This is a genomic window from Pseudomonas sp. MN1F, assembly GCF_009391885.1.
GTDB lineage: Bacteria > Pseudomonadota > Gammaproteobacteria > Pseudomonadales > Pseudomonadaceae > Aquipseudomonas.
The window spans coordinates 89,367-108,509 of the sequence record NZ_VZII01000024.1 but is presented as its reverse complement, the minus strand read 5'-3'; the positions used below and the strand labels follow the sequence as shown (position 1 = coordinate 108,509).

Below are 19,143 nucleotides of genomic sequence, written 5' to 3'. Positions count from 1 at the left end.
AATCGCTTCATGATCGTCCCCGCCGCGATCTCGACGATCAGAAGGTTAGACAATCGCAGGCGTTTTCACACAGCCTGGGTCGGAAGCAGCCATTCGCAACCGGCAGCTTCCGACCGATTGCCGACACTCAAAGCCTTGCAGCCTTCTCGTGCCCACTTTGGCGGGCGTTCACTTCGATAACCTCGACAAACCCCTCGGACCTGCAAGGTGGCTCGAACGCAGCCGCCACCGCCTCGATACTCGCGCTCGGCACTTGATGATCGCCCCGGCGCAAGGCATTGCGTGCCAATGCCTGCTCGACCGGAGCCTGCACCCAGACTGCCGTGACCGGCACACCATGGCGCGCAGCCAACGCCAGGATTGGCGCACGGTGCACGCGCCGCGGCAGTGCTGCATCGAAATACAGGCAACTGGTGTCGTTGGTAGCGGCACGAGTTTGCTCGATCCAATAGCTTTTCCCCGACGCCTGCACGCCCACCACCAACTGCAACCGCACGTTCGGCCTCGCGCGCGACAGTGCTCTCTCTAGCGCCAGCAGCACGAGCCGCCAAGCCTCGGCGTTGCGCGACTGGCTGAACACGCGCCCGCCAAGCGTTTCAAGATAGTCATCGGGATTGAACACGCACGTATCAGCTGCAGCAGCTGAAGACCAGCGATACCCCGTGATCGGCCATGATTGCCCGGCCAGCTCGATGGACTGTGTGGATACCTCCACGCCACCGCAGCGCTGATAGAAATGCCGGTGCGGGTTATCCGCCAGCACCCAGGCGAACAAACCTTGCCGGCCCGGCGCCTGCAGCTGCATCGCCACGGCCAGCAGCAGTTGCCGCCCGATGCCCTGCCCTTGCCAACTCGGCAGCAGATACAAGCCATAGAGTTCGTTGGCCTCATCAGACGCTGGGTCTCGATTCGGCCCCCCCGACGAAAAGCCGACGATCTCTCCCGCTACCTTGGCCACGTGGTACACCACGCCACAGCCGCCGAACAGGCTCTGGTGCCGTTGTTGCTGAGCCTCGATGGTCAATCCGGCGAGATAGGCATCCGGCAGGATGCCCTGGAACGTTGCCTGCCAGGCCTTCACCGTCACGGCCGCAATACCGGCGAGATCTTCTGGGACTGCCGGAGCAATGAGCAGGTCCATGTCCGTTCTCCTTGGTCTCGCTAGAGTGAACTTCAGGCGTTAGTCAAAAGCCATGACGCCGCTAGTTCATCACCAGCAACCAGACCTTGCCAATGACGACAAGCGCGGCCAGTACCAGTAGCGTGATGCTGAACCAGGGTTTTGCGGGCGGCGTGCCGTCTGGAAACTCGTCTTCACGGGTGGGTGGCAGCTGGCCGATGCGCTGCAGGCGCATTTCCACCAGGCGCCGACGCATGGCGCGATGGCGCTTGCTGTTCAACACCAGCAAGCCCACCAGGGCAATCGCCAGGATGATCACCTGCAGGGTACCGGCATGCCGGCTACCGAACAGACTGACCGCCGTGAGTGCAGGCGCGATCAAGCTCGGCAGGATCAGCCATATGGCCCAGCGGAAACCGCGGATCATCGCAAACTGGCCGGCACAGAGCAGCAAGACCAGTGCAAAACCGGTACTCAGTGCATAGGCCCCACTGCCTGGCTGATTACGCAGGTAGCTACTCTGCAACAGGCCAATACCTGTTCCTGCTGCCACCATGCAGAGCAATATGCCCAAACCGAAGACTGGGCCATAGCGTGTCATGAACGCTTCATGCTGATCGGGTGTGAGCCTTCCCGGGTACTTCATTGCAACGCTCCTTGTCAGTCTCCAACCGGTGGGCCCGAGAACGCTCTTAACCGGCCTGGCGGCGCATGGTCAGAATCGCCGCACCAAAGCCGATGAACGTCGTGCCGACTACCCGGCTCACCCAACGCGACAGCGCCGGCCGGGTCAGCACACCCTTGGCCCGCGATGCCAGCGCCGCATACAGGCTCAACGACGCAAGCGACAACGCCACGAAGATCCCGGTCAGGGTCAGGAACTGCGGCAGCAGCGCCGCGCCCTGGTCGATGAACTGCGGGAACAGTGCGGTGAAGAACATGGTTGCCTTGGGGTTGGTGACGGCGGTCAGGAACGCCGACTTGTACAACTTCAACGGGGTCGGCTTGCTGACCTGCGCAGCCGCCGGGTCCACCAGCATCGGGCCTTTCCTGAGCAACTGCCGGGCACCGAGGTAGAACAGGTAGCCGGCACCGATCAGCTTGACCGCGTTGAACAGCATCTCGGAACTGGCCAGTAACGCGCCCAGCCCGAGCATGGCCGCCGCCGACAGGCAGAACAGGCCCGTACCATTGCCCAGTGACGACCACACGGCGCTGCGCTGGCCATGGTTGAGGCTGTTGTTGATGGCCATCAGGGTGGCGGGCCCTGGGCTGGCAATGGCGATTGCAGCGACCAGGGTGAAGGCGAGAAGCGAGTGGGTATCCATACGGTAAGCTCTGCAGCGTTTCGAAGCCTGCATCTTACACAAGCGCAGCGGCTTCAGTCGTTACCTTGGCGCTTGGCGTTCTTCTTGGTGAGCGCCTTCATCCGCGTGGCCGCGCGTTGCACGGTGGCCATCTTCTCCGGGCGCTTCATGCCGCGCCACTTGCGGATTTCCTCACGGGTGCGGCCGCAGCTCACGCACAGCTCGCTGTTGAGCTGGCAGAGCGAGACGCAGGGGTTTTCGATGTCTTTGGCCATGGCGGGCTCCAGTTGCGGGCGCGAATCATACCCTGTATGAAACCGCGCCCAAACCTGAGGCTGCTCAAGCCGCCACGGCACGCCCGTCATCACTGCTGACTTCGAACTGCCCTACCAGCTTCTGCAGCTTGCTGGCATTGACCTTCACCGTCTCGGCACTGCTTTGCAACTCCACCGCCGTCTGGCGCATTTCGCTGGAGGACTGGTTGACCTGCTCGATGGTCTTGCCGTATTCCACGCTGCGCCGGTTGAGCTGCTGGATGATCGCGAACATCGCCTCCACCGCCTGATGCAGCTGCACGTTCTCCGACGAGGCATCCTCGGCCAGGCGCAGGCTGTTATCGACATCCTGCACGCCGGCCTCCATGAAGCTCACGGCCTGCTGCGTTTCGCCTTGCAGGCCTTCGACCATGTGCTGGATGTCTTCGGCGGCACGCGCGGTCCGCGCCGCCAGGCTGCGCACCTCGTCGGCCACCACCGCGAAACCACGGCCGTGCTCGCCAGCACGCGCTGCCTCGATGGCGGCATTGAGGGCCAGCAGGTTGGTCTGGTTGGTGATGTCGCTGATCAGCCCGGTGATATTGCCGATCTGGCCCATGCGGCTGTCGAGCAACTGCACGCTGGACGACGAACGCGCCACCACGTCGCGAATCGACTGGGTGCCCGCCTGCACCGCCAGGAACTGCTCGCGGGCACGGCTGACCACCTCGTCCATGGCCTGCTTCATCTGTTCAGCGCTGACCGAGGCCTGCTGCAATTCGCCCAACTGTTCCTCCATGATGATCATCATCTGGTGCACCGCGTCGGCCACATCGGCGGAGGTCACGCTCGCCTCCTGGCTGCGGCCCAGCATCATCTGGTTGGTGGTGCCAACCGTGCGGCTGGCCTTGACCACCTGCCCCACCACCGCGTCCAGGCGGTCGATGAAACTGTTGATCCAGCGCGCCATGTCGCCACTTTCGTCGTTGGCCATGACGCTGGTGTCCAGGCGCTGACGCAGGTTGCCTTCGCCCTCGGCGATGGTGCGCAACACGCCGCTCATGCCGTTCAAGCGTGCGGCCAGCCGTTTGGGGCCGAGCACGCTGAACAGCCACGTGGCGGCGAGCATGCCGAGCGCTTCGAGGGCGTCGTTAAACCCCTGTGGCAAACCGGCGTAGTGCTGCACCAGGTAGTTGCAACCGAACAGCCCGGCCATGGTTGCCACGTAGGGTTTCATCAGCCCGTAGCTGAGCGAGCGGCGACGATAGACTTCTTCCAGGTCGGCTTCGCACATCATCCCCCAGCGGTCTGGCGAGCCGGGCAACTGGAACGTGACGCCCTTGCCGACCACCGGCACATGGCGGTAGTCCGAGTAGCCTGGGTAGGTCACGAACAGGTTGGCGCCGCGGCGGATGGTCTCACGCACGCCGGGGTGCAGTTCGCGCGTGGACGGGTCAGTGAAACGCAGCTCCAGCTCGGTGTGGCGCTGGATCTGCACCGTGGTCCAGGGCGTGTGCACACCGCTCTTGAGGTTTTCGCCATGGGTGAAGGTGCCGTCCTCGAAACGCGAACGGGACAAGGCAGTGCCTGGCTGGATGGTGCGGTCGAAGTGCGACTGCGCCATGAACAGGTAATTGTCGCCGGACTCGGCAAAGATATGCCCGGCCTCACGCTGGATCAGGTCGCCGAGCACATCGTTGGGCACCCGCCCGCACAGGCAACCGACGGTTTTGCCATCGCGCTTGAGCGGCTGGTAGAACATCAGCGTCACCTCATCGTGGAAACGCGACGATGACGGGCCGATCTGCAGCGTCAGCGGGTCACTGTAGGGGCCATGCAGGAACGGCGCCTTCAGGCCCTGCGCTAAAGCCTGCATCTGGTCGCTCCGGGTGTTGCTGCGCTTGGCCCAGGTAGAGACGATCACATTGCCAACGGTGTCGATCACGCACAGCTCGGAAAAATCTTCCGCCTGGGCCAGCTTGTCGAGCAGGAGCGATCGGTCGGCTTCGCTGCAACCTGGGGCCATGTGCTGCGCAAGCTCTGCCAGGTGCTCCCACTGCTGGCGGGCCCAGTTGTGCAGCAACTGCACGCGGGTCTGAGCGATGGCTTCGAAGGTTTGCTCGATCACCGGATAATGCGCGCGGTTGAGGCGGCAGGCCCACCCCATGCGGACCTTGCCGGTTTTACCGAACCAGGGCAGCCAACCCTTCTCGCTCGATGACAACTGCATGGAACTGCTTGAAAGCGACATTGTTTTCACCATACGCGACACCAGATAGCAAAGTGACAGCAAGTTGCACGCCAACTCGTATGCAAGCTAACTATTCGCGCGTTCCAAGGTTCGACGGCCCCGGCAAACGCACCGACAGGGTGCGCCTGGCCAGACACGCCCCATCACGGGGCAACCGCTCCAGCGCTGGCATGCCTGGCTGGACAATGACGTTGCCGGCCAGCGGCCAGGCAGATGATCACTTGCGCCTGAGCACCGGCAAGCGCACCAACGACCACCCAGCCTCGGACTCGGCCAACGCCAGGCGAATGCCATCACGCGGCAAGGTGTTCAACAACGCCTGGGCCAGGTCACCGACCATCCAGTTTGCCGTGTTCGAGGCAATCACCCGCCCGTCCGCCGAGATCAGCACCGCCTCATGCTCCAGACGCATCAGGCTGCGCACCAGCAGGCGCTCGACGTTGTGCAACGACAGGTCCAGCCCGGCCACGCCGATGAACCGGCCCTGCACCTCGATCGGCATGGTGAAGGTCAGCACATACATGTTGGTGCCGTACAGGTCCACGTACGGCCCTTCGACCACGCTCTTGCCGGTTTTCATCGGCCGGCTGTACCAGGGCATTTCGGTGTAGTCGTAGTAATTCTCGCGGCGCCGGTCGAAGTTCGGCCGCAGCGGCAGGGTCTTGCCGCCGTCGGCCAGGTACCACCACTCCAGGTGCATCTCGCGGTCGGCCAGGCCGTTGGGCTCGACGATGACGCCGCCGCCACAGCCAAAGGCACCGGTGGTGAGCAATTGCTGGTCGATGGCCGGGCGCAGGGTGGCCAGGTCCTTGGCACTCGGCTGGCGGCCTTCGGCCAGTACCCGCTCCCATAGCGCTCGGGTTTCTTCCACCAGCTGGCGAACCTGGCCGAAGATGGTCCCCAGGGTGGGGTCCAGCTGTTGGGCACAGGCTGACAGCGGGTCGTTGTCGCTCAGGGCAAACATGGCATTACCTCACGCAGGTACAGCTTTGTTGTTATGGACGGCTCAGTCCTGGCCGTCGGCCAGCAGCTCAAGACGCAGGCTGATCAGGCGCTTGATACCACGGCTGACATGGGCTTCGGCCAAGGCGCCAGCCAGCACCGCATCACCGGCCACCAGTGCTTCGAGAATCGCCCGGTGCTCGTGCTCGACCACCGTCACGTCACCGCCGCCGGCGGCCTCCATCCACAGCAGTTCGCCGACTTCCGACTGCAGGCGCATTTCCGCACTGGTCAGGCGCAGCGACTGGGCCGCGGCGGCCACTTCGATATGAAAGCGCGCATCGGCGCGGTGCCGGGCCAGGCGCGAAGTGGCCTGGCTGAGGGTTTCGATATGCTGGGCGATGCGCGCCTGCTGCTCCGGCGAACTGCGCTTGGCGGCCAGGCGCGCCGCGGTACCGGAAATCGCGGTCTGTTCATCGCCCAGGTCGCGCAGGTCGGGGCCGCTCATGTCGCGCAGGCGTTGCAGCAGCAGTGCTTCGGGCAGCTCTACCGGGGCGCAGACAAAGCTGCCGCCATTGCGCCCGCGACGGGTCTCGATCAAGCCACGTTGGCGCAGCACCACCAGCGCTTCGCGCAGGGTTACCGTGGCCACGCCCAATTGCAGCGCCAGTTCCGACTCGCTGGGCAGTTGCTGCCCTTCAGCGAACATCCCCAGCTCGATGGCTTCCACCAGGCGGCGCGCCACTTCATCGGTCCGCCCTTCCTGGCGCAACCGGATGAAGGCGGTGTTACGAGCACTATTCAGGGCAGTCATTGCCTCTCCCTATCGAGCATTGCCAGGCTTGGCGCGGGCCTCGGCTAAAAAGTTCAGTTTCGCATCTTATAGCGAACGGGCCAGCGCCCGATACCGATTGACGGGCCATTCTACCGCTTGGAAGTGGGTTTTCGCAGTGGTTGGCAAACTAAAAATATTAAGATATGGTTTCATAGGTTTAGATTTCTACCAATAAGACCGACCAAGGAATCCGCCATGCAAACCAAACTCCTGATCAACGGCCAGTTGGTCGACGGGCAAGGCAGCCCGTACGCCGTGTACAACCCGTCCGAAGGCACGGTGCTGGTGCATATCGCCGAAGCCAGCGCTGCCCAGGTGGATGCCGCCGTTGAGGCCGCCGACCAGGCCTTCGAGGGCTGGTCGCAGACCGCACCCAAGGACCGCGCCCAGTTGCTGCTCAAACTGGCCGACCGCATCGAAGCCGAAGCCGCCACCCTCGCCCGCCTGGAGTCGCAGAACTGCGGCAAGCCTTACCAGGCAGCACTGAACGACGAAATCCCGGCCATCGCCGACGTGTTCCGCTTCTTTGCCGGTGCCAGCCGCTGCCTGTCGGGCTCGGCCGGCGGTGAATACCTGCCGGGCCACACCTCGATGATCCGCCGTGACCCGCTTGGTGTGGTCGCCTCCATCGCGCCGTGGAACTACCCGCTGATGATGGTCGCCTGGAAGCTCGCCCCGGCGCTGGCTGCCGGCAACTGCGTGGTGCTCAAGCCCTCCGAGCAAACCCCGCTGACCGCCCTGGCGCTGGGCCAGATCATGGCCGAGCTGTTCCCGGCCGGCGTGGTCAACATCCTGTTCGGCCGCGGCCCGAGCGTCGGCGAGCCGCTGGTCAACCACCCCAAGGTGCGCCTGGTTTCGCTGACCGGTTCCGTGGCCACCGGCGCACGGATCATCGCCAGTACCGCCAGCAGCGTGAAGCGCACCCACATGGAACTGGGTGGCAAGGCGCCGGTACTGATCTTTGACGACGCCGATATCGATGCCGCCGTCGAAGGCATCCGTGCGTTCGGCTTCTACAATGCCGGCCAGGACTGCACCGCAGCCTGCCGCCTGTATGTCCAGCAAGGCGTCTACGAGCAGTTCGTGAGCAAGCTGGGCGAAGCCGTGGCCAGCCTGCGCATGGGCCTGCAGGACGACCCACAAACCGAACTCGGCCCACTGATCACCCGCGAGCACCTGGAGCGGGTCGAAGGTTTTGTCGAACGCGCCAAGGCGCAGCCGCATATCCGCCTGGTCACCGGCGGCCATCGGGGGGCAGGTGATGGCTTCTTCTTCGAGCCGACCGTGCTGGCCGATGCCCGCCAGGACGACGAGATCGTCCAGCGTGAAGTGTTCGGCCCGGTGGTCAGCATTACCCCGTTCACCGACGAAGCCCAGGCCCTGGCCTTCGCCAACGACTCCGACTACGGCCTCGCCTCTTCGGTGTGGACCCGCGACGTCGGCCGCGCCAACCGCCTGGCTGCGCGCCTGCAATACGGCTGCACCTGGGTCAACACGCACTTCATGCTGGTCAGCGAAATGCCCCATGGCGGCATGAAGCAATCGGGCTATGGCAAGGACATGTCCCTGTACGGCCTGGAAGACTACACCTGCGTGCGCCACGTGATGTTCAAGCACTGATTGTCGACTTTGGTCATAAAACATATAAAACCATAGGCAATATGGCATGGGTTCTGCTTTCACCCGTGCCCGAGCCTGAAATCAGCCGTCAACGTTACCTTCCGGCACAGGCCGGGGGTTCGGGCTTACGAGGTGTGTCACCATGCTTATCACCGGCATCAAAAGCCGCCCGGTCTATGACCAGCTGCGGCCCATGACAGGCGGCCTGCGCCACCTGATCGCGGGCCAGGGCAGCGGCGGCGCGGCCATGCTGCGCCTGATCGCGGACATGTCCCCCGCACAGCGCGCGCACAGCACCCTGCTCTATTCCACCGAGTCGTTCTCCGGGCACGACCACCTGCAGGCCCTGCAAGCCGCAGAAGCGGCCGGGCTGGAGGTGTTCCCCAGCAACCAGGCACTGATCGCCGCCTTGCGCGAACGGCTGGGCCAGGCCCACATGGGCACGCGCCTGTACCTCAGTGGCTCGGAAAGCTTCATCGGCACCGCCATGCAAGCCGCCAATGCGGTCGACCTGAACCGCGACGAAGTGCTGCGCGAACACAGCGGCACCTTGGTCCGCCGCGTGTGGTGCGCGCACTGCGACACCTACACCGAGAACGTCACTCAGCGCGTATTCAGTTGCCCCGGTTGCCAGCTCGACCTGGTGGTGCGCGACCACTATTCCCGCCGCCTGGCCGCCTTCCAGGGCATCAAGGCCGATGGCGAAGTCCCGGGCGAACTGCCAGCAGCCGAGGAGCTCGACACATGAATACCCATAACGGCACCCTCAGCGTGCGCGTCGCCCGCATCGAAGCGCTCACCCCGGAAATCACCCGCTTTACCCTGGTCGATCCGGCCGGCAAGCACCTGCCGGCGTTTTCCGGCGGCAGCCATGTTGTGGTGGTGCTCGAAGACGGCGACAAGACCCACCGCAACGCCTACTCGCTGATGAGCTCGCCCTACGACTCCAGCGCCTACCAGATCGCCGTGCGCCGGGTCAGCGAAGGCCGGGGCGGCTCGCGCTACCTGCATGACCGGGTCGCGGAAGGCGACCTGCTGCAGATCCTGCAACCCGCCAACCTGTTCCCGCTGGCCAAGCATGCCCGCCAGCACGTGTTCATTGCCGGCGGCGTGGGCATTACCCCGGTCTATTCGCAACTGGAAGAGCTGCAACTCAAGCAGGCCACCTTCGAGCTGCACCTGGCCGTGCGCGGCCCCGAACACACCGCCCTGGGCCTGGAGCTGCAGGCACGCTACGGCGAGCGCGTGCATTTATATGTGCAAGGCGTCGATGCACGCATGGATATCCGCCACATTCTCGCTGACCGGCCGTTGGGCAGCCACGTGTATGTCTGCGGCCCGGACAGCATGATCGACGACACCCTCGACAGCGCCCACGCCCTCGGCTGGACCGACAGCCACATCCACTATGAGCGCTTTGTCGAGCAAGGCTCCAGCGGCCAGCCGTTCAGCGTCACCCTGGCCCGCCAGGGCGTGACCATCGAAGTGCCGGCCGAACAGTCGTTGCTCGAAGCCGCCGAACAGGCCGGCTACAAGGTGCCCTACCTGTGCCGCGGCGGTGCCTGCGGCTACTGCGAGACCGAAGTGCTGGACCTCGATGGCGAACTCGACCATCGCGACGACTGGCTCAGCGAGGAAGACAAACTGAGCCAGCGCAAATTCATGCCTTGCGTATCCCGCGCCAACTGCAGCCGCCTGGTCGTAGACCTCTGAAACAGGAAAACAACAACATGACCGTATTCAAGCCGATCGAGACCTACGCCGACGCAGGCCAGGGCCACACCTACAAGAACAGCCGCGAAGCCGTACTGCGCCTGCCCTTCCCGTATCCGGAAGACCAGTACATGTACTCGATGAACGTCGAGCCACACGTGCCGTTCGGCACGGGCGCGCTGCGCGGGCAGTTCGACATCGACGAGCACTACATCTCCGAATGCCACCACCGTGCGCACACCCTCGACAGCCAGCCGGGCGTGCACTACGCCGCCCTGCCGCACATGATGGAAGCCCAGTGGGACCTGCTGGAACTGCTGATGGAGTCGTACTCGCGCGACTACCCCGAGCACTTCACCCTGGAGAAGAAAGGCAGCCAGTGGCACTGGGTCAACCGCCCGCTGCAGATCGACCAGACCTTCACCTTCGGTGACGCCAGCACCCTGCCGATGGAGCCGATGGAATACATCACCCGCCAGGCCCAGGGCGAGTTCATTCTGCTTGAGGAGCGTGACGACACCCTGGTGATGGGCGCCGGCATGGCCACCCAGCGCGCCGACTACTCGCTGCGTTTCAACCTCGGCATGAGCTTCATGGAATTCCACGGCCCGGTGCCCAAGCTGCATGAAATGGGCATCCTGCAGCGGGCGCTGAAGTTCCTCCTGCGCCTGCGCCCTGGCCACCCGGTGCGCCGCACCAACTGGTCGATCACGGTCAACCCGCGCCTGGAAACCTCCGCCGAAACCCTGCCTGACTGGGCCCCGGAGCGCACCACGGTGACCGCCGAAAACGCCGGCGAGCTGGTCAACCTGCGCATCGAGCTGCAACCGCTGCACCGCCTGCCGCGCAGCAACGCCGTGCTGTTCCCGGTGCGCACCTACCTGGTCAGCCTGCAAGAGCTGGCCGAGTTCGCGCCACAGTGGGCCAAACGCATGCACCGGGTGATCCGCGACCTGGACCAGGAACTGGTCGACTACAAGGGCTTCACCCGTTACCGCGATGCGATGGTCAGCTGGCTGTCGCAGTACGACGACGGCACCCCGGTCGACGAGAGCCAGCAGTAACACTACCCTGCGCGCGCCAACCACCGGCGCGCGTCTACCCAACGCTGTGCCTGCCATTCAGGGGTTACCCCAATGAAAACAATAAAACACTGCTTGCCCGAGAGCTGGAGCCTGGTGTTCTCCGCCGCCGCGTCTGCCTACGGCGTCGGCCTGCTCGGGCTGTGGGCCTTGCCGTTCCTGATCAGCGCCATCATTCACGATTTGCAACTCAACGAAGCCCAGGCCGGGCTGCTGATGTCGGCCGAGTTCGGCTTCACCATGCTCGCCTCGCTGCTGGTCGCCCCGTTCATGGGCCGCGCGCCCCGGCGCACCCTGGCGCTGGCCGGCACCCTGCTGGCGATTGCCGCCAACCTGCTCAGTGCCAATGTCGACAGCCTCTATGCACTCGCGGCAGTACGCTGTGTTGCGGGTATTGGCGCCGGCCTGGCGCTGGCCTGTGGCAATGCTGCCGTGTCCAGCGCCAAGCACCCGGACCGGGTCGCCGGGCACATGAACGTGCTGTCGGTGGTGCTGATGATCGTGGTGATGCTGGGTTACGCCAAGGTCATGGCCGCCCATGGCCTGCACGGTTTGTATTACGCGATGGCAGCGACCATGGCGGTGATGCTGCTGGCCATACCGGCGATGGCGCAGCGCGCACCGGTTGCCGAACCTTCAGCTCAAGCGCCAGCCGGCCAGCCAGGGGCAGGCAATGTCCTGCTGAGCCTGCCGGCGATCTGCATGATGCTGGCGATGTTCGTGTTCCAGGCCCGCGACACCATGGGCTGGGCCTTTGTCGAGCGGATCGGCACCTTGGTCGGCTACAGCGGCGATGAACTGGGTGTGCTGTTGTCGTTCCAGTCGTTCGTCGGCCTGATCGGGCCGCTGATCGCCGCCATGGTCGGCAAGCGCTTCGGCATGAGCACACCGGTAATCCTGGCGATTCTGCTGACCGGCGCAACCAGCCTCAGCTATGTGCTGGGTGAGCACTCCAAGACCCTGTACACCGCTGGGGTGATGACCATCTGCATAACCTACTTCTACGCCCTCAGCTACCTTACCGGGTTGGCCGCAGCGCTGGACCGCGAGGGCCGCGTAGTGGCTGCCGCCGGCAGCTTCCTCAGCCTTGGGCTGGCGGTAGGCCCGGCGATCTCCGGCGGGTTGATTTCGCTGGGTGGCTTCAGCCTGGCGGCCTGGGGCATCGGCGTGACGGTAGTGCTGACCTTGCTGCTGGTGGCGGTGCCGCTGGCCAGCATTCGTCGCGAGCAACCCGCGTTGCCGGTTGCCGCAGCAGCCTGATCCACGCCCCGCAGGGCGCGGGCCTCAAGCTGCCCAAAAACCCGCGCCAGCCAGCACAGGACGTTCGGCGGCAGCTGGCAGGGCTAAGACAATTTTCACATCCGCTTCACTATTGGGCCACAAAGCCGAGGATAAGGTGCTGCCAGCCTTGTCCTCGGAGTGGCAGCATGCTGGAAAATGTAATAGCGACGCACCCGCGCCTTCTGCGCCTGAAACGCCGGAGACTGCCCGTTGTCTGGCTGCTGGCCTTGTTGCTGGCCTTCACGGCATTCGGCCTCTGGCACGTGCTTCGTACGCATGTCACCAACCTGGGCAGCGCGCAACTGATGAGCGAGCATGGCGTGTACAACGCCTGGAGCAGCGGCAAGGTGATTGTCCTGATCCGCCATGCCGAACGCTGCGACCGCTCCAACCATGCCTGCCTGGGCGACCCTGCCGGCATCACCGTGGACGGCAACCAGGCCGCAACCGCCGTTGGCGACGGCATCCGCCGCCTGGGCCTGGCCAATGCCGATATCCTCAGCAGCCCGGAAGTGCGCACCCAGCAGACAGCATCGTCCATCTTCGGCAAGGCTATCGAAACCCAAGACTGGCTGGCACGCTGTGACGGCACCTTTGCCGACGCTGCCCTGGCCCACAAGCGCGAAGGCCACAACCTGGTGCTGGTCACCCACAGTGGCTGCATCGACCACCTCGAACGGCAACTGCGCGTAGCGGGCGGCGAACGCGTTGCTGGCTATGCCAGTGCACTGTTCATCAGCAAAGACAGCAACGGCAAGGCACACTTGCTCGGGCAACTCAACGCCAACCAATGGCAGACACTCAACAGCAGCACAGGGAAGTAAGCATGCCCGGTTCTTCACGCACCACGTTCTACGTCAACAATTTGCTATTGCCACTGCTGCTGGCAGCGATCACGTTCCTGCTGTTCGACCTCACCACGCTGGACCGCTGGATCAGCAACCTGCTCCTTGACCCGGTCACCGGGCAGTTCCCGCTGTTGCACGACCAACTGTTCGAGAAAGTGACCCACAAATGGCCGCGCATCCTGCCGAACTGGACCGGCGAGGCGGCGATCATCGGTTCGCTGCTGTCGTTCATCTGGCCACGCCTGGCCAACCACCCCGACGCGCTGATCACCCGCGGCCTGAATGCCGCCAGAATCAGCCCGGTGCTGCGCTTCACCAGCCGTCATCGCCGCGACTTCCTGTTCGTGGTGGTGGCATTTGCCCTGTGCACCACGGTCATTCATTACCTGAAAAGCCACACCAGCGTGTATTGCCCGGTGGAAACCACCCTCTACGGCGGCCCTGAGGCGCACGTGGAGTGGTACGAGAACTTCAAGTGGTTCAGCAAGGCCGGTGAAGGCCGGTGCTGGCCAGGCGGCCACGCGTCCAGCGGCTTCACCCTGCTGGCGCTGTACTTCGTGGCACTGCGTTACCGCTGGCAGCATGCGCGCAAGCTGCTGGTGGCCATCCTGCTGATCGGCTTCGTCTACGGCACCACTCGCGTGCTGCAAGGCTGGCACTACATGTCGCACACCTTCTGGGCCGGGATTTTCGTGTGGTTGACCACCTGGGCCACCGCCTTGGGCTTCTATGGGCGCGAAGCGCTCCAGGCTCCCGCTCGGTCTCCCTCGGACAAGGTGTCGGTGAACGCCTATGCTTGAGCAGTCCCACTGCTCAGGATCACCGACATGCCCAACCCCGAAGACGCCCTGCTGCACAGCTGGCAGCACAATGCTCGGGCGTGGATAGACGCCGTGCGTGGCGGCGCTATCGAGAGCCGCCTGCAGGTCACCGACCAGGCGATCCTGCTGGCGATCCTCGGTCGCCAGCCTGAGCGGGTGCTGGACCTGGGTTGCGGCGAAGGCTGGTTGCTGCGGGCGCTGGCCGATCGTGGCATCGAGGTGACTGGCGTGGATGGCGACGCCGCGCTGGTCGAAGCTTCGCGGGCCGCAGGCTCGACGCAGGTGCACCAGGCCAGCTATGCGCAGCTGGCCGAAGGTGCAGTGGACATCGGCAGTGGCTACGAACTGATCTGTGCCAATTTCGCCCTGTTGCAGCAAGACATTATTCCCTTGCTGGCGGCCATGAAAGCACTGCTGACGCCCGGTGGCGAACTGGTGATCCAGACGCTGCATCCCTGGAGCGTGGCGGGCGGGGACTATCAGGACGGCTGGCGTGAAGAGTCATTTGCTGGCTTTGCGGGAGACTGGCGGCCGATGCCGTGGTACTTCCGGACCTTGGCCAGCTGGCTGAATGCTCTGGACATGGCAGGGTTCAGGTTACTGAGCCTGCAGGAGCCGCAGCATCCGCAGAGCCCGGTGCCGCAGTCGTTGCTGTTGGTGGCTGGCCAGGCTTGAAAAGCTTTGCAGCAACCCGCTAGCCTGCGCTCCTCCTTTCTGGATGGACCTTGCCGCATGCAACCCCGCGATATCGCCGCCTACCTGTTCCTGGCCATCGCCTGGGGCTTTTCCTTCCTGGTGGTGCTCAAGGTGGTGCACGCCTTTGGCTGGGTCGGCGCGGTCAGCCTGCGCGCCTTCATCGCCGGCGGCACCCTGGCCATGCTCGCCGCCCTGCTGGGCCGTGGCCTGCGCCTGCGCCCGCTGCTCAAACCTTTGCTGGTGGTCGGCGCCACCACCGTCGCCGGGCAGCTGATCGGCCTGTCCTACGCCACCCCGCGCATCGGTACCGCGATGTCGGCCATTCTGGTTGCCACCATTCCGCTGTTTTCGATGATCATCGGCCGCCTCTGGGGCATCGAAAAAATCACGCCACAAGGCCTGCTAGGCCTGCTGCTGGGGGTGCTGGGCATCGTCATGCTGGTGGGCTACCCGGCGCAGCCGGTCACCGAGGACTTCATCCACGGCTGCCTCGCCTCGGTGTTCGGCTGCCTGTGCGCAGCCTTCGGCAGCAACTACGCCAGCCTGCGCCTGCGCGGGCAAGACCCCTGGACCGTCACGGGTGGCGCCTTCCTGGCAGGCGGTGTGCTGACCTTGCCGTTGCTGCTGGTCGTCCCGCTGCCCAGCCTGCCACAGGCCAGTGACTGGCTGTACCTGCTGCTCAGCGGCAGCGTGATGAGCGCCACCACCTATGTGCTGTATTTCGGCCTGGTGGCGCGCATCGGTGCAACGCGCACCATCAGCGTCGAGTTCGTGGTCACCCTGGTGGCGGTGCTGGTCGGCGCGCTGTTCCTTGGCGAAGCCTTGAGCCTGCTACAGGCCGCTGGCGGCCTGGTGATCCTGCTCGGTTGCATGCTGGTGCTGGGCCTGCTGCCAGGTCGCAAGCGGCGCCTGCCCAGTTAACGCTGGGCAGTGGCCTCGTCGGCAGGCGGGCTCAGTTGCAGCACGCGATTGCGCCCGCCTTCGGCGAGCAGGTAGCCACCCTTGCCATCGGCGATGATCGATTGCGGCGCCTTGAGGAAGGTCAGCACCACGTGCTGGGTACCATCGGCGTCCACCCGCAGCAGGCGCGCGCGGTGGGTGTTGTCTTCGCTGATCCACAGGCCGCGCTGGTCGCACAGCAGGAAGGTGGGATGGCGCAGGCCCTCGACCACCACCGGGTCTTTACCGTCGTCGGACAACGCACGAACGATGCCGGTGCCTTTCTCGGTGTACAGCAGGCGGCCGTCGGCGCAGCGGGTCAGGCCTTCGGTTTCGGTCAGCCCCGCGCGCAGCACCTCGAGCTGGCCGCTGGCCCACTCATAGCGCATCAGGCGCCCGTTGCCCTTGCGGTCTTCGATGGCATACAGGTGATCGCCATCGTTCCACAGCCCCTGCACGCTGTCGCCGTCGAACAGGCGGGTGACCTGGCCATCGCGGGACAGGCTGACCGGCGCGTGGCCGCCTTCCTGGCTGAACACCCAGCCACCCTGTGCCGCGACCATGCCGTCGGGCTTGGACAGGTTGTCGATCAGCACCACGCGGTCGCCGCTGGCTGTGATCTTGAGAATGCTGCCTTTGCCGTCATCCAGCTCACGGCTGACCAGCAGGCTGCCGTCGGCCTGGGGCAGCAACGAAGCGGCCTTGGCCACGTCGCGGTGCAGCACCTCGACACGCCAGCCACTGGCAGTCTGCACCGGGTAGAACGATTGCCAGGCGAAAAAACCCAGGGTGGCGGCGACCAGCCCGGTGGTGGCAGTCAGGGCGATACGGGTACTGCGCCGGCGCAGGATGGGCATGAACAGGGCTCCTTTTGATGGGTTCGAATCCTAGCAAGAGGATGTGAAAATTTCGACATCAGACGACACAGCAACAAAAGGATATAAAAAGAACAAAACAATCTAACAAAATGGAATTAAGAAATTGAAAGCCAAACGCCTCCTCCTTAGGCTGGGTACACCGTTTCCCACCCCCTCAAGGAGCGACGCCCATGCCCTTCTCCCCCCTTCGCCGCCTGCTGGTCGGCGGCCTCCTGGCGACTGTCGCCAGCAGCCTGCTGCCCTGGTCCAGTGCCTTCGCCGAAGACACCAAGACCCTGCGCATCGGTTATCAGAAGTTCAACAGCATCAACATCCTCAAAGGCAGCGGCGCGCTGGAAAAGGCCCTGGCGCCCCAAGGCGTGAAAGTCAGCTGGCACGAATTTGCCGCCGGCCCGCAGCTGCTCGAAGCGCTGAGCACCGGCGCCATCGACCTGGGCCACGCTGCCGACGCGCCATCGGTATTCGCCCAGGCCGCCGGCAAGCCGGTGGTCTACCTCGCCGCCGAACAACCCTACCCGCGCGGCATCGGCCTGGTGGTGCGCGAGCAGGATCAGCTCACCGCGGTGCAGGACCTCAAAGGCAAGCGCGTGGCCACCGGCCGCGGCTGGAACGCCCAATACTTGCTGGCGGTGGCCCTGGAACAGGCCGGCCTGAGCTATCAGGACATCACCCCGGCCTACGTCAACAACGCTGCCGATGCCGTCGCCGCCCTGCAATCGGGCAGCGTGCAGGCCGTGACCCTGTGGGACCCGTTCCTCGCCGCAGCCGAAAGCCAGCCGGGCCTGAAGAACCTGCGCGATGGCAGCGGCCTGACCAACAACCGCACCTTCTACCTGTCTACCGCCACCTTCGCCGACCAGCACCGCGACCTGCTGAAGACCTTCTTCAGCGAGCTGGGCAAGGTCAGCCAGTGGGCCAACGCCAAGCCCGCCGAAGTCGCCGCACTGCTGGCACCGCAACTGGGCATCAGCGCCAATGTGCTGGAGGTGGCCAGCGAGCGACGCAACTATAACGCCGTGGCCATCACCCCGCAGATCGTCGCCGAGCAGCAGAAACTGGCCGATACCTTCCAGGGCCTGGGCCTGATCCCGCACAAGTTGCAGGTCGCCGATGCCATCTACCCGGCTTCTGTATTGCCGTGACCAGGGAGTGAAGGCAATGCCCCGCCACATCCGCTTCAACGCCTTCAGCATGAACGCTGCCAGCCACCAGTCCCCGGGGCTTTGGCGCCACCCGCGCAACACCAGCGTGGCGTTCAACCGCCTGGACTACTGGACCGACCTCGCGCGCCTGCTGGAGCGCGGGCTGTTTGATGCGCTGTTCATCGCCGACGTGCTGGGTATCTACGACGTCTACCAGGGTGGCCCGCAAGCCGCCCTGCGCGGTGGCGTGCAGGTGCCGGTCAACGACCCGCTGCTGCTGGTCCCGGCCATGGCCGGGGCCACCGAGCACCTGGGCATCGGCGTAACCTTTTCGCTGACCTATGAACACCCTTATCCATTCGCCCGGCGCATGTCCACACTCGACCACCTGAGCAATGGCCGGGTCGGCTGGAACATCGTCACCGGCTACCTCGACAGCGCCGCGCGCAACCTGGGCCTGGCCCGCCAGCTGGGCCATGACCAGCGCTACGACCTGGCCGAGGAATACCTGGAGGTGCTGTACAAACTCTGGGAAAAAAGCTGGGAAGATGATGCCGTGCAACTGGAGCGCGAAAGCGGACGCTACATCGAACCGTCGAAAGTGCATGCCATCAACCATGCCGGCGAGCACTTCCAGGTGCCCGGCATGCACTTGTGCCAGCCTTCGCCCCAGCGCACCCCGGTACTGTTCCAGGCCGGCGCCTCGGCGCGTGGGCAACAGTTCGCCGCCCGGCATGCCGAGTGCGTGTTCATCAGTGGCCCGACGCCCACCGTGCTGCGCCGCTACGCCGACGGCATCCGCCAAGCCAGCGAAGTGGCCGGGCGTGGCCGTGATGAGGTGCTGATCTATGCCCAGGCACTGCTGATCGTCGCGCCGACGCCGCATGAAGCCCAGGCGCGCTTTGCCGAGTACCGCCGCTACGTCGACCTTGACGCCGCCCTTGCCCTGCTTTCGGGCTGGACCGGTATCGACTTCGCCGGCCTCGACCCGGATGCCCCCATCGAATATGTCGAGAACGATGCTGGCCGTGCCGCCCTGGCGGCGTTCACCGCCGCCGACCCGAACCGCCGCTGGACCGTGCGTGAAGCCGCCGAATTCGTCGGCCTGGGCGGGCGTGGCCCGGTACTGGTCGGCTCACCCGGCGAGATTGCCGACCAATTGGAACACTGGCTCGACCAGACCGGCATCGACGGCTTCAACCTCACTTATGCTGTGCAACCGGACGACCTGGCCAACGTCGTCGATCTGCTGGTGCCGGAACTGCAACGCCGTGGCCGCTACCCGCTGAACTACACCGACGGCACCCTGCGCCACAAGCTGTTCGGCCGCGGCGATCGGCTGCCGGAAGCCCACGCGGGGCGCCAGGTTCGCATTCAGTAACTGAATGTCGAGTATTTCAACATTTAATTTGTG

Annotated in this window: 19 protein-coding genes; 11 read left to right on the top strand and 8 right to left on the bottom strand. The window is 64.7% G+C overall.

Annotation, left to right across the window (positions count from 1 at the left end):
* Positions 1-127: 127 nt before the first annotated feature.
* The 7 genes from F6X59_RS13710 to F6X59_RS13680 form a co-directional block, all read right to left on the bottom strand.
* On the bottom strand, positions 128-1,141 hold the full coding sequence (locus F6X59_RS13710) for a GNAT family N-acetyltransferase (protein WP_152956667.1): 1,014 nt from the start codon (positions 1,139-1,141) through the stop codon (positions 128-130).
* A 61-nt stretch (positions 1,142-1,202) separates the two neighbouring features.
* Positions 1,203-1,721, bottom strand: a complete 519-nt coding sequence (locus tag F6X59_RS13705; RefSeq protein ID WP_152956666.1) for a hypothetical protein — start codon at positions 1,719-1,721, stop codon at positions 1,203-1,205.
* Between the two features lie 91 nt (positions 1,722-1,812).
* Complete coding sequence (locus tag F6X59_RS13700; RefSeq protein WP_152956665.1) at positions 1,813-2,448, bottom strand: LysE family translocator; 636 nt, start codon at positions 2,446-2,448, stop codon at positions 1,813-1,815.
* A gap of 53 nt (positions 2,449-2,501) precedes the next feature.
* Positions 2,502-2,702, bottom strand: coding sequence for a DUF1289 domain-containing protein (locus F6X59_RS13695; protein ID WP_152956664.1), 201 nt, complete (start codon positions 2,700-2,702; stop codon positions 2,502-2,504).
* Between the two features lie 64 nt (positions 2,703-2,766).
* Entirely contained in the window at positions 2,767-3,417 is a 651-nt protein-coding gene (locus F6X59_RS28975) for a methyl-accepting chemotaxis protein (protein WP_372240382.1), read from the bottom strand.
* 1,732 nt (positions 3,418-5,149) lie between these two features.
* On the bottom strand, positions 5,150-5,896 hold the full coding sequence (locus F6X59_RS13685; protein WP_152956662.1) for a cache domain-containing protein: 747 nt from the start codon (positions 5,894-5,896) through the stop codon (positions 5,150-5,152).
* 42 nt (positions 5,897-5,938) lie between these two features.
* The gene (locus F6X59_RS13680; RefSeq protein WP_152956661.1) at positions 5,939-6,688 is read right to left on the bottom strand and encodes a FadR/GntR family transcriptional regulator; all 750 of its coding nucleotides are present in this window, start codon (positions 6,686-6,688) and stop codon (positions 5,939-5,941) included.
* Between the two features lie 216 nt (positions 6,689-6,904).
* Here F6X59_RS13680 and F6X59_RS13675 point away from each other — a divergent pair, with 216 nt between their 5' ends.
* From F6X59_RS13675 to F6X59_RS13635, 9 genes are all read left to right on the top strand, one after another.
* Positions 6,905-8,329, top strand: a complete 1,425-nt coding sequence (locus F6X59_RS13675) for a gamma-aminobutyraldehyde dehydrogenase (protein ID WP_152956660.1) — start codon at positions 6,905-6,907, stop codon at positions 8,327-8,329.
* Between the two features lie 142 nt (positions 8,330-8,471).
* The gene (locus F6X59_RS13670) at positions 8,472-9,077 is read left to right on the top strand and encodes a dimethylamine monooxygenase subunit DmmA family protein (protein ID WP_152956659.1); all 606 of its coding nucleotides are present in this window, start codon (positions 8,472-8,474) and stop codon (positions 9,075-9,077) included.
* Positions 9,074-10,042, top strand: coding sequence for a PDR/VanB family oxidoreductase (locus F6X59_RS13665; RefSeq protein WP_152956658.1), 969 nt, complete (start codon positions 9,074-9,076; stop codon positions 10,040-10,042). The genes F6X59_RS13670 and F6X59_RS13665 overlap by 4 nt, the downstream gene beginning before the upstream one ends.
* 17 nt (positions 10,043-10,059) lie before the next feature.
* The gene (locus tag F6X59_RS13660; protein WP_152956657.1) at positions 10,060-11,106 is read left to right on the top strand and encodes a DUF3445 domain-containing protein; all 1,047 of its coding nucleotides are present in this window, start codon (positions 10,060-10,062) and stop codon (positions 11,104-11,106) included.
* Positions 11,107-11,178: 72 nt separating this feature from the next.
* Positions 11,179-12,384, top strand: a complete 1,206-nt coding sequence (locus F6X59_RS13655; protein ID WP_152956656.1) for an MFS transporter — start codon at positions 11,179-11,181, stop codon at positions 12,382-12,384.
* A 167-nt stretch (positions 12,385-12,551) separates the two neighbouring features.
* Positions 12,552-13,229 carry a histidine phosphatase family protein gene (locus F6X59_RS13650; protein ID WP_152956655.1) on the top strand — a complete coding sequence of 226 codons (678 nt, stop codon included), beginning with the start codon at positions 12,552-12,554 and terminating at the stop codon, positions 13,227-13,229.
* Between the two features lie 2 nt (positions 13,230-13,231).
* Entirely contained in the window at positions 13,232-14,053 is an 822-nt protein-coding gene (locus F6X59_RS13645) for a phosphatase PAP2 family protein (RefSeq protein ID WP_152956654.1), read from the top strand.
* Positions 14,054-14,080: 27 nt separating this feature from the next.
* Complete coding sequence (locus F6X59_RS13640; protein ID WP_152956653.1) at positions 14,081-14,749, top strand: bifunctional 2-polyprenyl-6-hydroxyphenol methylase/3-demethylubiquinol 3-O-methyltransferase UbiG; 669 nt, start codon at positions 14,081-14,083, stop codon at positions 14,747-14,749.
* Between the two features lie 57 nt (positions 14,750-14,806).
* Positions 14,807-15,691 carry a DMT family transporter gene (locus F6X59_RS13635; RefSeq protein ID WP_152956652.1) on the top strand — a complete coding sequence of 295 codons (885 nt, stop codon included), beginning with the start codon at positions 14,807-14,809 and terminating at the stop codon, positions 15,689-15,691.
* On the opposite strand, the gene F6X59_RS13630 is transcribed toward F6X59_RS13635, so the two are convergent.
* Entirely contained in the window at positions 15,688-16,566 is an 879-nt protein-coding gene (locus F6X59_RS13630; protein ID WP_152956651.1) for a hypothetical protein, read from the bottom strand. The genes F6X59_RS13635 and F6X59_RS13630 overlap by 4 nt on opposite strands.
* Before the next feature lie 191 nt (positions 16,567-16,757).
* Here F6X59_RS13630 and F6X59_RS13625 point away from each other — a divergent pair, with 191 nt between their 5' ends.
* On the top strand, positions 16,758-17,729 hold the full coding sequence (locus tag F6X59_RS13625; protein WP_152956650.1) for an aliphatic sulfonate ABC transporter substrate-binding protein: 972 nt from the start codon (positions 16,758-16,760) through the stop codon (positions 17,727-17,729).
* A gap of 16 nt (positions 17,730-17,745) precedes the next feature.
* On the top strand, positions 17,746-19,110 hold the full coding sequence (locus F6X59_RS13620) for an LLM class flavin-dependent oxidoreductase (RefSeq protein ID WP_152956649.1): 1,365 nt from the start codon (positions 17,746-17,748) through the stop codon (positions 19,108-19,110).
* Positions 19,111-19,143: the final 33 nt, after the last annotated feature.